Origin of the sequence: Aphanizomenon sp. UHCC 0183 (assembly GCF_009712065.1) — a bacterium.
GTDB lineage: Bacteria > Cyanobacteriota > Cyanobacteriia > Cyanobacteriales > Nostocaceae > Dolichospermum > Dolichospermum heterosporum.
This window is the reverse complement of the sequence record NZ_VILC01000012.1, coordinates 4536-19004: the sequence shown is the minus strand read 5'-3', so window position 1 is coordinate 19004 and position 14469 is coordinate 4536. Positions and strand designations below refer to the sequence as shown.

At 37.9% G+C, this 14469-nt stretch carries 14 protein-coding genes and 1 tRNA gene; 9 read left to right on the top strand and 6 right to left on the bottom strand.

What is annotated here, in order from left to right:
- The first annotated feature begins 94 nt into the window (after positions 1 to 94).
- Complete coding sequence (locus FJR37_RS06095) at positions 95 to 1069, top strand: glycosyltransferase (protein WP_039202453.1); 975 nt, start codon at positions 95 to 97, stop codon at positions 1067 to 1069.
- Positions 1070 to 1224: 155 nt separating this feature from the next.
- Here FJR37_RS06095 and FJR37_RS06090 read toward each other — a convergent pair whose 3' ends face one another.
- Positions 1225 to 2142, bottom strand: coding sequence for an LD-carboxypeptidase (locus tag FJR37_RS06090; protein ID WP_039202455.1), 918 nt, complete (start codon positions 2140 to 2142; stop codon positions 1225 to 1227).
- A 221-nt stretch (positions 2143 to 2363) separates the two neighbouring features.
- Positions 2364 to 3383: a DMT family transporter gene (locus FJR37_RS06085; protein WP_168465562.1), complete on the bottom strand. Its 1020-nt coding sequence runs from the start codon at positions 3381 to 3383 to the stop codon at positions 2364 to 2366.
- Between the two features lie 160 nt (positions 3384 to 3543).
- On the opposite strand from FJR37_RS06085, the gene FJR37_RS06080 reads away from it, so the two are divergent.
- The 4 genes from FJR37_RS06080 to FJR37_RS26860 all read left to right on the top strand — a co-directional run bounded on the left by FJR37_RS06080 (position 3544) and on the right by FJR37_RS26860 (position 5156).
- Complete coding sequence (locus tag FJR37_RS06080; protein ID WP_168465561.1) at positions 3544 to 4023, top strand: molybdenum cofactor biosynthesis protein MoaE; 480 nt, start codon at positions 3544 to 3546, stop codon at positions 4021 to 4023.
- Between the two features lie 286 nt (positions 4024 to 4309).
- Entirely contained in the window at positions 4310 to 4558 is a 249-nt protein-coding gene (locus tag FJR37_RS06075) for a UPF0175 family protein (RefSeq protein ID WP_027403645.1), read from the top strand.
- Positions 4555 to 4704 (top strand): hypothetical protein, encoded by a 150-nt coding sequence (locus FJR37_RS06070; protein ID WP_160289989.1) that lies wholly within the window; start codon positions 4555 to 4557, stop codon positions 4702 to 4704. Before FJR37_RS06075 ends, FJR37_RS06070 begins: the two co-directional genes overlap by 4 nt.
- 341 nt (positions 4705 to 5045) lie before the next feature.
- The gene (locus FJR37_RS26860; protein ID WP_371416101.1) at positions 5046 to 5156 is read left to right on the top strand and encodes a hypothetical protein; all 111 of its coding nucleotides are present in this window, start codon (positions 5046 to 5048) and stop codon (positions 5154 to 5156) included.
- Between the two features lie 356 nt (positions 5157 to 5512).
- Here the strand turns inward: FJR37_RS26860 and FJR37_RS06060 are convergent, their stop codons facing one another.
- Positions 5513 to 6109 (bottom strand): glyoxalase-like domain protein, encoded by a 597-nt coding sequence (locus FJR37_RS06060; RefSeq protein ID WP_039202459.1) that lies wholly within the window; start codon positions 6107 to 6109, stop codon positions 5513 to 5515.
- A 667-nt stretch (positions 6110 to 6776) separates the two neighbouring features.
- Here FJR37_RS06060 and FJR37_RS06055 point away from each other — a divergent pair.
- From FJR37_RS06055 to FJR37_RS06040, 4 genes are all read left to right on the top strand, one after another.
- Positions 6777 to 7406 (top strand): DNA-directed RNA polymerase sigma-70 factor, encoded by a 630-nt coding sequence (locus FJR37_RS06055; RefSeq protein WP_039202460.1) that lies wholly within the window; start codon positions 6777 to 6779, stop codon positions 7404 to 7406.
- Positions 7407 to 7851: 445 nt separating this feature from the next.
- Positions 7852 to 8922, top strand: coding sequence for a tetratricopeptide repeat protein (locus tag FJR37_RS06050; RefSeq protein ID WP_081981522.1), 1071 nt, complete (start codon positions 7852 to 7854; stop codon positions 8920 to 8922).
- Positions 8923 to 9490: 568 nt separating this feature from the next.
- Positions 9491 to 10960 (top strand): efflux RND transporter periplasmic adaptor subunit, encoded by a 1470-nt coding sequence (locus FJR37_RS06045; RefSeq protein ID WP_039203984.1) that lies wholly within the window; start codon positions 9491 to 9493, stop codon positions 10958 to 10960.
- A gap of 21 nt (positions 10961 to 10981) precedes the next feature.
- The gene (locus FJR37_RS06040) at positions 10982 to 12199 is read left to right on the top strand and encodes an ABC transporter permease (RefSeq protein ID WP_168465560.1); all 1218 of its coding nucleotides are present in this window, start codon (positions 10982 to 10984) and stop codon (positions 12197 to 12199) included.
- Positions 12200 to 12509: 310 nt separating this feature from the next.
- Here FJR37_RS06040 and FJR37_RS06035 read toward each other — a convergent pair whose 3' ends face one another.
- From FJR37_RS06035 to FJR37_RS06025, 3 genes are all read right to left on the bottom strand, one after another.
- Positions 12510 to 12725 carry a helix-turn-helix domain-containing protein gene (locus tag FJR37_RS06035; RefSeq protein WP_174763397.1) on the bottom strand — a complete coding sequence of 72 codons (216 nt, stop codon included), beginning with the start codon at positions 12723 to 12725 and terminating at the stop codon, positions 12510 to 12512.
- Positions 12726 to 12899: 174 nt separating this feature from the next.
- Positions 12900 to 13223 (bottom strand): hypothetical protein, encoded by a 324-nt coding sequence (locus tag FJR37_RS06030; protein WP_039203988.1) that lies wholly within the window; start codon positions 13221 to 13223, stop codon positions 12900 to 12902.
- Positions 13224 to 14270: 1047 nt separating this feature from the next.
- Positions 14271 to 14357, bottom strand: a tRNA-Ser gene (locus FJR37_RS06025).
- Positions 14358 to 14469 lie beyond the last annotated feature (112 nt).

Sequence of the window (14469 nt, the reverse complement as noted above, 5' to 3'; positions counted from 1 at the left end):
CAAAAGTTCCTTGAAATTAGGTATAACTCGCATATTATACGTTATTTATGGATTACTATAAAAATCACCCATTTGTTCAAAATCATTAAATATTATGAATCAAAATCAGCTTATTCAACAAGAGTTAAATCCTAAAATCACAGTTGTTATGCCAGTGTATAATGGCGAAAAATATCTTGATACAGCAATCAAGAGTATTTTAAATCAAACGTTTACGAATTTTGAACTTGTAATTGTAGATGATGCTTCAACAGATAGCAGCGTAAAAATTATAAGTTCCTATGAAGACAAACGCATCAAATTAATTAAAAACAATGTAAATCTGGGGATACCAACAACTAGAAATAAATGTTTGCAAGCATCATCAGGTGAATACATTGCTGTTTTAGATTGCGATGACTATGCTTATCCATCAAGATTAGCAGAACAATTTGAGTTTATGGAAAATAACCCAGACTTTGGTATGGTTGGGTCTTGGGTTGAATTAATGGATGATCAGGATAATTTGACGGGTGAAGTATGGAATGAGGAAGAACCCGATCAAAAAATTCCTTGTCGGCTGTTATTCCATAACTATTTTGCTCATTCAGCAGTTTTGATGAGAAGAAGTGCAATCAACGCAGTTAAGATAAATGGAGAGGTTTACAGAAAAGATTATCCAAATGCTCAAGATTATGATCTATGGGTAAGAATATCCAAAAAATTCAAAGTTTGGAATATTCCCAAAGTGTTAATTAAATATCGTGTACATTCTCATTGTATAAGTCTAAAAGCCGCAAATTTAGTTGAAAAATTGACCTGTAAAATACTTACTGCTCAAATCAATGATTTAGGTATTCAACCCACTGATAAAGAATTAGCATTACATAGACAAATAGGATCATATAATCCCCAAAAAATTGATACATCTATAGAGTACATGAAAGAAGTAGCAAATTGGTTAACAGTTCTCAGAAATGCTAATCATAAAACAGGTTTATACAATCATCATGATTTTAATCAAGTTCTCGCAGATTTACAGTTATTTATGTTTTGTCATTGTCTTAAACAGGGAATAGGGAATAGATAAGAAACATAGTGTCTAAGTAGGTGAACACAATAAAACTAATCTGTGTAAAGAAAAGTAAAATCGCCCAAACCCTCTTCACTCTTGCCTTTTGCCTTTTGCCTCTTGCCTTGCCATAACGACAATTTTTAATGCTAACCTACTTAATATATCTATATCTATGAGGTAAAATGCAATGTTCCTTGTTCCGCGTCCAATGTTGCCATTATTCCCACAGGTAAAGCAGCATTGGGATTATCATGACCAAAGGGGAGATGAGAAACTATGGGAATACCCAAATCACCCAAACAATCGCGCAATACTTCCTCTATAGTAAAACTAGGTATGTTAGGTGGGGCTTCACACTTGGTAAATCCGCCCAAAGCAATACCGCGAACTTGGGACAAAACTCCACTTAATCTCCACTGAGTTAACATTCTATCAATGCGATAAGGTACTTCTGTGACATCTTCTAAGGCTAAGATCACACCATCAAAGTTGGGTAAAATCGGTGTTCCTAAAAGATGGGTAGCGACTGTGAGATTACCAGGAAGTAAGATTCCTGTACTTGTCCCACCACCCCAACCACAACCCTTTAAAGGTGAGAGGGGACGACCTTCTACTATGTCTAATAACCGCTTGATTGACCATTTTGGCTCATTGGCTAGGGTAGTCATGACGGGACCATGTACACTGGCAATTCCGGCGTTGTAGAGACTCCAAAGCAGGGCTGTGATATCAGAAAAGCCGATTAACCATTTAGGGGTAATGGTATTTTCTTGCCAAGTCCAATCTTCTAAAATCCGGGTGCTACCAAAACCACCTCTCGCGCAGAGAATACCCTTGCATTCTGGATCTTGCCATGCTGTGGCTAATTGTTGACGACGATGGGCATCTGTACCAGCTAGATAACCATGTCTATTATCTATATTTTCGCTGATTTTAATCCGATAGCCGTGCGACTTCCAAATTTCCACACCTTGGTTAAAAGCTTCAACTTCTCGCAATGCACCACTGGGGGCAATGACGCGCAGTAAATCACCGGGTTTGAGGGGTGGGGGTAGGAGGGTAGATTTGAGATTTTGAATGTTAGACATCAAGAGAATTACTGGCGGTTGTTAAATTTAAATTAGATAAAGAATCTACGGTAAAAGCCATACTGTAAGCAATACTGTTCGGTTAAGACTAAAAAACAAAAATACGTAGGTTGGGTTGAGGAACGAAACCCAACATTTTCAATGATTTTTTGGTTTTATACAATAGGTTGTTTACGTGGAAATTTTCGTTAACCGAACAGTATTGATACTGTAAGGGACTCTTAACTCTTAACTCCTGACTCCTGACTCCTGACTCCTGACTCCTGACTCCTGACTTCTGTGATAGTAGGTTTCTGATTTCCGCCGATATTTTCCCGTTGGTTAATTAAATAAATACTGATTAAGGTCAGAAAAACCCCAAACCATTGAATAGTAGTCAGGACTTCATTGAGAAAAATATAACCAAATATTAAAGCAAAAACGGGTGTGAGAAAAGTCAGAGAACTTAAACTGGTGAGATTACCACTAGAGGCAAAGTAGAAAAATAATCCGTAAGCGATCGCACTGCCAAATACAGTAGCATAACTTAACGCTATCCAGTCCCATAGGACAAGATTTTCCCACTGTTGAGATTCTAATACTGAAGAAATTCCCCACAAAGGCAAGCCACCGATAATCATGTGCCATCCTGTAGCCGTTACCGGATCTGCATAGCGGCAAACAAACCGAATCATCACTGTTCCCACAGCCATTGATAAAGCAGCGAGTAACATTAATAACTCACCACGATTAAATAACTCTTGCCAATTATCTATGGAAATGGTGATTCCTGAGTCAAAAAGATGAAAAATCCACTCTTGGGGTAAACCAATCAGACTAATTCCTGTAATTCCCAAACCTAACCCCAACCATCCCCATAATCCAATATGTTCTTGAAATAGCCAGAGGGAAAGTAAAGCTACTGCTAGAGGTTGGGAATCTATCATCACTGAACCTAAGCCGGCATTGGTTCTGACTAAACCTTCGGCTAAAAAGCCTTGAAATAATGTACCATCAACCAAAGCAAATATAATAATCCACAACCATCCTAACCAACTTTGAGGTTGGGGTTTACCCATGAATGCAGCCACTATGAGAATTAATACTCCCGCAGGTATCAATCTGACTCCAGCCATAAATAGGGGTGTAGTATGAGGAATTATGCCTTTCATTGCCACCATTGCTGTACCCCAAAGGAAAAAAGGAGCAATTAATAGCAGATACGCAAGGGGATTTTTAGATCCACTGAGTTGCACTTGCATGAGATAATTGTGGTTTTTATGAATAGTTGAAAAAATTAGTTTAACTGATTTTACGGTTTTTAAACTACCCACACTATAAACTTATAGAATAATTATTAAACGCAGATAAACGCAGATAAACGCGGATGAATAAATTTGAGGATTTTTATGAGGAGAATGTATGATTACAACTAAACCCAGGGTTGAAGATGGTTTTGGGATTACATTAGCTCCATTGTCTGTGGAAGAAATCTACAGTAAAGCAGATAATCCTGCTAATGGTGCTGTGGTGCTGATGAGTGGTATGGTTCGTAATCAAACTGATGGTAAGTCTGTGGTAGCTTTGGAATATCAGGTTTATGAACCGATGGCTTTACAGGTATTTTATCAAATTGCTGATGATATTCGCCATCAATGGCCTGATGTGAGTCGGGTGGTAATATATCATCGCATTGGCAGATTATTAGTTGGGGAAATTAGTGTGGTTGTGGCTGTGGGTTGTCCCCATCGTGGTGAGGCTTTTGCCGCTTGTGAGTATGCTATTGATACACTCAAACATAATGCGCCAATTTGGAAAAAGGAACACTACAGCTTGCTAGGTGAAGATGGTTCTCCCATAGCAGACTCTAGTTGGGTATCTATTAAGAACTGTAACCATTAAATAGGGTTTGCTGATAGCGTGGCGTAAGCCATAAAAGTTATCTGTGAGGGCAGGGAACACTTCGACAAGCTCAGTGCATCGCAGGGAACAGGGAACAGAAGCATTAATTTGTTACAGCAAATTGTCATCAAACCTGGAACAAGAACCCCACCCCCAACCCCCTCCCCGCAAGCGATGAGGGGGCTAGGATGTACCTTATATGATTGGAAATCGCTGTAGGAAGTCGGATTTATTAAAGTGGACATTGTTCGCTAAAATATAAATATAGAATTAAGAGATTTTGGTAATGTCATTAGTGATTGCAGATGAATTTTTAGACGCTTCCCAGTTAACCCCTACGGAATTTTTACAAGAGATTGCATTACATTTATTTGAGTCGGGGCGATTAACTTGTGATTATGCAGCTAAAATGGCACAAATGGAGTTAAATGCTTTTCGAGATTTACTGAAAGCACGTAAAATACCTTTGTATCATTATGATTTGGAGGATTTTGAGATTGATTTACAGAATTTACAGGAGTTGGGAAGATTGTGATCATTAGTGATACTTCTGTGATTACTAATTTAATTAGTATTGAACATATTTTTCTGTTGCAGGTACTTTATGAAAGGGTGATTATTCCTCAAGCAGTTTATGAAGAATTATCCAGGTGTCATCCTCTATTTTTAAGCGAAATATAAGCAGAAAAATCTCCTTTATTGGAGGTTAAGACTGTGAAAGATAAAAATAAAGTATATGAATTAAAACAACAAGCTAAGGAACGCAAATTTAATAACCTGCAATTCTGATGTAACCTGGAATGGTGCGTTACGCTGTCGCTAACACACCCTACTTTTGCACCTTATTTAATTCACATTCCTAAGTTAGATAATGGGGAGTCAGAGGCTATTATTTTAGCATTGGAGTTAAAGACTGATTTATTGTTAATTGATGAACGCAGGGGAAGGGCTGAGAACGGTTAGGAATTAGAATTACGGGGTTATTGGGGGTTTTATTAGAAGGGAAAAAGAAGGGTTTTATTGTGGCTGTTAAGCCTTTGATGGATAAGTTGATTGAAAATTCTACTTTTTGGATTTCTCCGCTTTTATATGACAAGATTTTACTTTTAGGACAGGAAAAAGAAGGAAAATAATCCCATTTTTGGTGATTTAATGTTTCTCCTCTGCCTTTTTTTACTCAATATGTTTATCGAACATAATTCAGGAGTCACCGAGTCAGAATTCAGAATGAATTCTGTGCGAGTGGCGGATGAATAACTGGGTTTAAGACCCCCACCAAATCGTAGATTTGGTGGTCTTTAATCAGTCGCAGGTTTGAATCCTCGACTGATTGATTCTGACTCCTGGCTACTGACTCCTGACTCCTTCTTCAATTGTTTTTATTCTCACTTGAGTTTTTTCTCTCTGTAATTTCCTTCTGTGATAAGTTAAATTAACCTAATTCATATTATTCAGGGTGCATTAGGAAAACCCAACACACCCATAATGACTAATTAGCAACTTCAGCCATTTCAATGACACGCCCTTCATAATCCTTAACTAAAAAATTCAAAGGCTTTTGGTTGCGAATTTTGAACTTTAAACCTCTGACTTCTACCCGCATTAAAATTAATTCTAGACAATCATGATCAAAGCAAACATGACGATGCTGATCTTTTTTGCCTAAACTTGCACCAGTGATAATATGTAATTGAGTATTTTTCTTGAGTTGATACCACAGTCCGTCATTACCATTATTCATGGTGCTATTAGACCAACTGGGACTAGCGGACATATACAGCGGGTCAATACCTGTTGCACCAATGGTTTGCTCGTAGTTGTAATAATAGTGCAAAGGGACTTCCGCTACAGGTAAATCTAGCAATCCTGCATATAACTGTCGGGCAACTTCTAAATCCGATACCATGACAGTATAAACTTTAGGGGCGCTGCTGAGAAACATCCACATAGCGCCAGCGTAAGCTGCCAGTAGCATAATCATAATCCCCTGGGTGGAGAACAGGCTATCCAAGGGCAGGGAGGGCAAGAAAGAGCCGAAAGTGAGTGGACTCAGCAGGAACATTATGGAACTAGCTTCTATAACCATGAACAAACAGAATCACAATAAAGGAGACGCTTTTAGTATTGTCAGTTAAGACTAACATTGTTTCTAGTTTATCAATAGTCTCGCGGTCTGACTTTACAAACTAAGGAACGCAAATTTAATAACCTGCAATTCTGATGTAACCTGGAATGGTGCGTTACGCTGTCGCTAACACACCCTACTTTTGCACCTTATTTAATTCACATTCCTAACTGACTTTCCAATACAATACTGCTCGGTCAAGCCTGAAAAGTCATTATAAGTAGTGAGACAGAATTAATTACACAATGTCATTGCGTTAGCGCAGCCTGGCGTTAGCTATATGGAACGAAGTGAAATGAAGCAGTTACAACCCTGGCGATTGCTTCCCTTCGCTCGCAATGACTGTAAATATTTTTGTCCAATTACTTATGGTAGGTTGGGTTGTTCGCTTTAGCGTTGCGGAGCAATCGGAACGTTCACGAAGTCTAGCGTATCCCGGCGAACTGCTTGCAGCAGCGCTTCGCTATCGCCGGAGGCATCAGCCATAACCCAACATGATCAAGGATTTGGTTGGGTTTCGCTCAACCCAACCTACATTTCCTGAACCAACAAGTATTGCTGTCTGATATTATTAATAATCGCATCACCATTCCCTAGTATATTTTAACAGTTATCTAGTTCAGAGATTGTGCAAATTCCCCACTTTCCCGAAGCTAATCACCCATTGGTGAAGTCGCTATTTCATCACAGTGATCAAGAACTACTGAGTCTATTTCAGCGATATCCAGATTATGGCAAGTATTTTACGGTGATTTTTTGCCGTTATAGTCCCATAGTTTACACCTTAATTCGGCATTCGGCGCGATCGCCTGTGCAAGCTGATTATTTATTTGCTCTTATCTGGCGAAATATCTATTATGAATTAGGGGGACTGGACTTAAACCAAGCATCCACAGAAACGGAATCCTTAACCTTACAAAATTGGTTAATTAACATTACTGCATTCCATATTAACGAGATTAAGCTTCCACCCACAGAAGCCATTCATTATTCCCTCAAGGATACATCCCCACCACTATGGTGCTATGTAGAACAGGCATTAGATCAACTACCACCAATATCACGATTAATCGTTTTAATGGCGCAAACCTTCCACTGGAGTGAAACCAGAATTGCTGCCTATTTGCAAGCTGAAGGAGAACAAATTTCCCCTTCTGAAGTCGCAATTTCTCTCCAAGAAGGATATGAGATGCTAGAAGATAAATTACCTGCTGATATTCGGGCTATTTACTTAGGTGAAGCTGGGATTTCGTCCTAACTTTAGCTATAATAATCACAGTCGCCCATCATTTACGGTACAGAACCATAGAAAAAATCCCTCTCGTTAGTTCTTGGCTTGCTCAGACAAAACTTGTCTTAGAGACTTCCAAATAAGAGGATGTTTGAAAAGTGTTATTCCGTAATTTTCATCACATTGCTACCCCCCTTTCCCCTTGTAAAGGGGGGAAACAATAAAAATCCAGTTCCCTCCCCTTTACAAGGGGAGGGTTAGGGTGGGGTAAAAAATATTTGATACATCAACCATAACTTTTCAAACACCCTCTAAAAATATGTCCCAAAACTAACGCAAAAACTCTCTCTATTTCTTCTCTCTCTGTGTTCTCTGTGCCTCTGTGGTTCTTTTGTTCATTTATTGGAATAATTTTTTTCTTGGAAGTTCCTTATACCATCTATTTACAGCCGGAATTTCCCGGTTATATATTATGAAACAGCGGCATTTACTATCAGGAAATCTAATTAATATCAGCAATTTCTTAAAATTACCATTTTTGACTTTTTATATGGTACTACTCACCTGTTTATTGACTACCACAGGTGTAAAAGCAATTGATATTACCCAACAAATTCATCGTCCTTTAAATAATCCCGCAAATAAATCATCACGAAATGTAGCTGATAAATTACTCAGACAAGGTAGACAGCAATTATCCCAAGGATTTCCCCAAAAAACCCTAAAATTATCCTTAGCAGCTTTGGAAATTTATCACTCATTAGGTGATTTAAAAGCCCAGGGTTTAACTTATGATTTATTAGCTAATACCTATCTGCAATTAAATGATATCAATAATGCTGAAGATGCCATTCGCCGACAGTTAGCGATCGCCCGCGATAATCAAGATTTTCAAAATCAAATTTTTGCCCTAAATAATCTAGCTACATTATTTCTCCAAAAAGGCGAAAATATCGCCGCCCAAGAAACTCTTGAAGATGCTTTAGTAGTGGCTCGTAATATTATTAACCCAGAAGGACAAGGGCTATCTTTAAGTAATTTAAGCTTGGTTGCTTTCCGCATAGGTGATTATCATAAAGCCGTGAAAATTGGCGAATATGCCTTAACTTTCCGCCGCCAGATTGGTGATATTATTGGTGAAGCTAATACCCTAAATAATCTTGGTGATGCTTATTTAGCTATGGGCGATTATCAAAAGACTATTGGTAGTTATAGTTTGGCAATGCAGTTATCTGAAAAAAGTTTTGAACGTCCCAATCAATTACGAGCAATTGATGGTTTAGTCACAGCTAATACTGCATTAGGTCGTTACGAGTTGGCTTTGAAACTGTTAGACAATCGGGTTAAACTAACTGATTCTATTAACAATCCCGCAGAAGATCTAAAATATTTATTTGTCTCTGGAGAAATTTATGAGAAAATGGGCAACTTTACCAAAGCTAAGGATTTATATACACAAGCTATTTCCATAGCCCAGAAATTAGAAGATAGTAAACAAGAAAGTTTATTAGTCTATAAACTTAATGAATTAAAAAACCGTTAATAACAAAATACCAAAATACCAGATCCCCGACTTCTCAAAGAAGTCGGGGATATAAATAAATAGGAATTGATCACGAATCAAAGAAGATAAGATAAGAGGGTGTTTGAAAAGTTATGGTTGATGTATCAAATATTTTTTACCCCACCCTAACCCTCCCCTTGTAAAGGGGAGGGAACTGGATTTTTATTGTTTCCCCCCTTTACAAGAGGGGACTAAGGGGGGTAGCAATGTGATGAAAATTACGGAATAACACTTTTCAAACATCCTCTAAGACTGCATATCAATACTTGTCGGTTAAGAAAATGTAGGTTGGGTTTCGTTCCTCAACCCAACCTACCATATAATGAATTTTCAGGCTTAACCGAACAGTATTGGACTGCATATTTGCTTGATTTTGTTAATATGTAAGTCCTAGAAAAATGTGTTAATATAGCCAGGACGGAGATAGAAAACTATACAAACTGAAAATTCACCTAATCAGATGATGAATTAAATAAATCAAATGATTATCATTGATTTTCAACTATAAAAGATTCTTGCCAACTTCTATTCCTAACCTTTTTCAATCATGACTTTTTACATTGAAATTCCCTTAATTGGCAAAAAAGTTAAATATCCATTGCGGTGGTTAATGGGTTTGATAGCTAGTGGTGTTTTAATTGTGGGAACAACAGCCACGATCAAAACCATCCAGCAAAGAAATAAACCCCTAGATATTAGTAAATTAACTGTTCCTGTAGAAGCAAAAAGCGTAACTGTCCGCATTACTGCTAGTGGCAAAGTTCAACCAGTTGAAAGTGTGAATATTAGTCCTAAAAGTCCAGGATTATTGGCAGGTTTAAATGTTGAACAGGGAGATACTATCAAACAAGGACAAATAATTGCTCGCATGGATAATTCGGAAATTAAAATGCGAATTCTCCAATATAAAGCTAATTTAGACCAAGCAAAAGCACAATTAGCAGATAGCGAAGCCGGCAGTCGTCCCGAAGAAATTGCCCAAGGAAAAGCCCGTGTAGACCAAGCACAGGCTCAATTAGCGATTATTCGAGATGGTAATCGTTTGCAGGAAATTCAACAGGCACAGGCTCAAGTAGACTCAGCAAAAGCTTCTGTGGCACTGACCCAATCTAGAGTCAAACGTTATCAAGATTTAGCTAAAGATGGGGCTATTTCCCAAGATAGTTTAGAACAATATGTGAGTGAAAATAGTAAAGCTAAGGCTAATTTAGAAGAAGCACAACGCCGATTATCTTTACTAAAAGTGGGCAACCGCAACCAAGATATTCAAAAGCAAGCAGCAATTGTTAATCAAGAAAAAGAAGGATTACGAAAATTAGAAAATGGTAATCGTCCCCAAGAAATTGCCAAATTGAAAGCAGCAGTAGCTAGTGCGGAAGCTCAGTTAAAACAACAACAAGTTCAATTAGAAGATACAATTATCCGCGCTCCTTTTTCGGGAATTGTAACTCAAAGATACGCGACAGTGGGGGCTTATGTGAGTCCGGCAATTTCCGCTTCAGATGATGCTTCGGCAACATCTACTTCTATAGTTGCTTTAGCTAAAGGTTTAGAAGTGCTGGCTAAAGTTCCTGAAGTGGATATTCCCCAAATTAAACAGGGACAAAAAGTGGAAATTGCCATTGATGCTTATCCTGATGAAGTTTTTCAGGGACGAGTCCGGTTGATTGCTCCCGAAGCGGTAGTTGAGCAAAATGTCACATCTTTTCAGGTGCGGGTGGCTATTGATAAGACAGCAAATAAACTGCGTTCGGGAATGAATGTTAGTGAAGTGACATTTATTGGTAATAATATCCAAAATGCGCTGTTAATACCTCAAGAGTTAATTGTTACTCAAAAGGGAAAAACTGGTGTGTGGTTATTGGGTGATCAAAATAAACCCCAATTTAAGTTAGTCACCATTGGTGCAAATATTGATAACCAAATTCAGGTTTTAGAAGGCTTAAAAGCAGGCGATCGCATATTTATTGATCTACCTAAAACCAAGGGCAAAGGAAATAAAGAACCGGAAAAATAAAATCATCATTAAATACAAAATATGGACATTTTAGAAAGTGTGAAAATGGCGACTACTACCTTATTAGCTAATAAGTTGCGAAGTAGTTTAACCATGTTAGGGATTATTATTGGTAATGCTTCGGTAATTTCCATGATTGGCATTGGAGAAGGCGCACAAACATTGGCAATTAAGCAATTTTCATCATTAGGACCAAATACATTATTTATTGTCCCTGGGAGTCCAGGAAGCCGGGGAAGGGTGACAACAATGCCCAGAACTTTAGTTTTACAAGATGCTCAGGCGATCGCTAAACAAGTGCGTGCAGTTAAAGAAGTTGCCCCAGAAATTAATAACAGAAGCACAATCAATTACCGAAATAAAAGTACAACTAGTACAGTGATCGGCACTACTCCTAATTATACAACAGTTCGTAGTTTTGAAATCGAAGAAGGCAGATTTTTTAATGACTTTGATATTAAACGGAATAAAAGAGTAGCAGTATTAGCTCCAGATTTAGCCACCAAACTATTTGATAATCAAAATCCTGTTGGTCAAAAAATCCGCATTCAAAATACTACTTTTCAGGTGATTGGCTTAACAGTAGCCAAAGGTTCTTCCTTTGGCAATAATAGTGATGATACAGTTTTTATTCCTATTAATACCATGTTTAGTCGGTTAGTAGGGAGAACATCCCCCTTTGGTATTAATGTTTCTTTAATTTCTGTATCTGCTCAAGATGAAAATAGCATCTCCGCTGCAGAATTTCAAATGACAAATTTACTCCGCCGTCGGCACAAAATTGTCCGTGAAGATGATTTTACTATTCAAAGCCAAAAAAATATCTTGGAAATTAGCAATACAATTACCAGCGGATTGACACTAATGTTAGCTGCGATCGCCAGTATTTCCTTATTTGTTGGCGGTATTGGTATTATGAATATTATGTTAGTTTCTGTCACCGAACGTACCCAAGAAATTGGACTGCGGAAAGCTATTGGTGCAACTCAACAGGACATTCTTTTGCAATTCATGATTGAAGCCGTGATATTATCAGTAGCTGGTGGTGTAATCGGCATTGCTTTAGGCGGTGGTAGCATCATTTTAGTGGGAATATTTACCCCCTTACAGGCTACAATTTCACCAAGTGCAGTTATATTAGCCGCTAGTGTTTCTGGTGGGATTGGTTTATTTTTTGGTGTCGTTCCTGCCCGTCGTGCGGCTCAACTTGATCCAATGGTAGCGCTGAGAACGGCTTGACACTCTCAGCGGCTAAAGCCACTGAGCTTTACGCTTACCGGATATTCCTGTAAAGATTGAGTTAATACAAGTAAGTAGGTTGGCGTTGAAAATTGTCGTTATAGCAAGGCAAGAGGCAAGAGTAAAGAAGTTTTCAGCGATTTTATGTTTCTTTACACAGTTTGGTTTTATTGTGTTCACCTACTTAGGAACGCAAATTTAATAACCTGCAATTCTGATGTAACCTGGAATGGTGCGTTACGCTGTCGCTAACACACCCTACTTTTGCACCTTATTTAATTCACATTCCTTAAAGTACAAATTTAGGTGTTCACCTACTTAACAACTGGGTTTTTGTGCTGACACGGGCGTAAAGAACCCGCTCTTTATCCGTTGGAACTGTTTTGATAAAGGCTGACTCTGGATATCTCCGGTGTCCCCCAGGAGAACGGATACATTCTATTTTCCCTAAGTCAGCCCATTCTGCCGTTGTCTTAGGGTGATAGCCAAATTGTTTGTAAACTTGTTCTGGGGTTAGGTATTTCATCTTTCGGTTAAATACGATTAACCCCAGTATACTACGTTATTTTGAGATTAGAGAGTTTGGCGTTGCTGATTTTAGGGATGAAAATAATTTTGCGTACGTTCAAGACTCTTGTAGAGACGTTACATGGAACGTCTCTACCTCCAAAAATCATACGCCAATTCAGCAACGCCGAATTTAAATATGGCAAAATAGATCGTAATAACACAACCAATGTTCATGTAAAGAACTCAAATAGTAGGAAATACTAAATGCAAATATTGCCAAAAGTACAGGAACTACCGTAGTAAATTCTAACTTGCCTTTTTTTAATATTTCTAAGCAATAGATAACGATAACTACAGGCCATAAAATAGTAGTAATAATGACCATGACAAAAGATAGAAATTTATCCGCTGGAGAAGATGTAGGGTTACGGAGAGAAAATGTTAACCAATTGGTAAGAAAATAGCCAGTCATTAAGACATAGCTAATAACTAAAGTTGACTGGATTTGATTCACTACACCTACTCCTTCAATGATTTAATTTCTTAAAAAAATAGCTATTTCAGATACATTTTAAGTGAATGCTAAAAATAAATTAACAAGCAATCATACTTGATTCAAATCTGAATTTTGAAGTATGGTAGCTACAGCATAATTCAGGAGTTACCGAGTCAGGAGTAAAACTGGCTTGCTGTCTGGCTTTGAATTTAGATCCTGTACCTCATTAATCTGTCATATGCTGTATACTTATTGATATTAATTAGCTAGTTCCACACTGATATAGCATAGATATGAAAAAAGTGCCAAATAGAATGCAGCATTTAATACCTATCTCTAACTCCTGCGTCGCTACGCAAGCTATCGACACGCTAGGCTATCAGGAGGTAGGGGCGCAGGGCTTGCGCCCATTCAGGAATATGGCTAAGGGACTTCCAATTAAAAAAATACCCAAAAATTTCTTGTGGCGCGGGCATACTATGGCTAACGCCACGCTATCAGCAAACCCTAAATATCACTAAAATTAATAACATTGATAGGTTTACTATCACTTTTTTGTCAATTTGTCAATAGGAAATTTTTGCGATCGCTCAAATTAGATCATTTCTGAGCAAATTCACGGCTAAAATTGTTGAGGGAATAGCTATTAATTTTGGGAGTTGCTGAATTGAGGTATGAAATTGGAAAATCAAAAAAATGAAACTCTTACTCTCTGAGACTCTGCGCCTCTGCGTGTTCGCGCAGCTAAAATTTTCAAACTGCATTGATACCTCTAAATATTAAAGTGGGGATGTTGTTGTAAGTAAATTGATAATAGCTAAATTTTAACTAATTTCTTGATACTGCCTTGGTTGAATTAATACCTATAAGCTAGATTTTAGCCAATTTCTTCTAGGTGAATATGATATTTGTCCGTCTACCTGCATATACTTTACACAATATGCACACCTTTAGGCGAAATTCACTATTTATATCCAGGAATTGTCCTTGAGTTTCGTTGGTAAAATCTACTCTGTGCGCCTAAAAGCAAGGATTGTTAAATCAAACTTAATTATTATTGGTAAATGGAGAGAGAGGGATTCGAACCCTCGTATACATTTCTGCATAACAGACTTTCCAGGTCTGCGCCTTCAACCACTCGGCCATCTCTCCAGTTGTCTCGCTTTGCAATCCTACAACAGAATTTAAAAAAAGGCAACCTTTTTAGAAAAGAGATTTTTTATGGCTAGTAGTTCGTCAAATTTATTTTGACGGGTAATGAAAA

Excerpts from the sequence above, each read along its gene's own strand:
- FJR37_RS06095 (WP_039202453.1), top strand. The coding sequence starts at position 95 with ATGAATCAAAATCAGCTTATTCAACAAGAGTTAAATCCTAAAATCACA.
- FJR37_RS06090 (WP_039202455.1), bottom strand. The coding sequence starts at position 2,142 with ATGTCTAACATTCAAAATCTCAAATCTACCCTCCTACCCCCACCCCTC.
- FJR37_RS06085 (WP_168465562.1), bottom strand. The coding sequence starts at position 3,383 with ATGCAAGTGCAACTCAGTGGATCTAAAAATCCCCTTGCGTATCTGCTA.
- FJR37_RS06080 (WP_168465561.1), top strand. The coding sequence starts at position 3,544 with ATGATTACAACTAAACCCAGGGTTGAAGATGGTTTTGGGATTACATTA.
- FJR37_RS06075 (WP_027403645.1), top strand. The coding sequence starts at position 4,310 with ATGTCATTAGTGATTGCAGATGAATTTTTAGACGCTTCCCAGTTAACC.
- FJR37_RS06060 (WP_039202459.1), bottom strand. The coding sequence starts at position 6,109 with ATGGTTATAGAAGCTAGTTCCATAATGTTCCTGCTGAGTCCACTCACT.
- FJR37_RS06050 (WP_081981522.1), top strand. The coding sequence starts at position 7,852 with ATGAAACAGCGGCATTTACTATCAGGAAATCTAATTAATATCAGCAAT.
- FJR37_RS06045 (WP_039203984.1), top strand. The coding sequence starts at position 9,491 with ATGACTTTTTACATTGAAATTCCCTTAATTGGCAAAAAAGTTAAATAT.
- FJR37_RS06040 (WP_168465560.1), top strand. The coding sequence starts at position 10,982 with ATGGACATTTTAGAAAGTGTGAAAATGGCGACTACTACCTTATTAGCT.
- FJR37_RS06035 (WP_174763397.1), bottom strand. The coding sequence starts at position 12,725 with ATGAAATACCTAACCCCAGAACAAGTTTACAAACAATTTGGCTATCAC.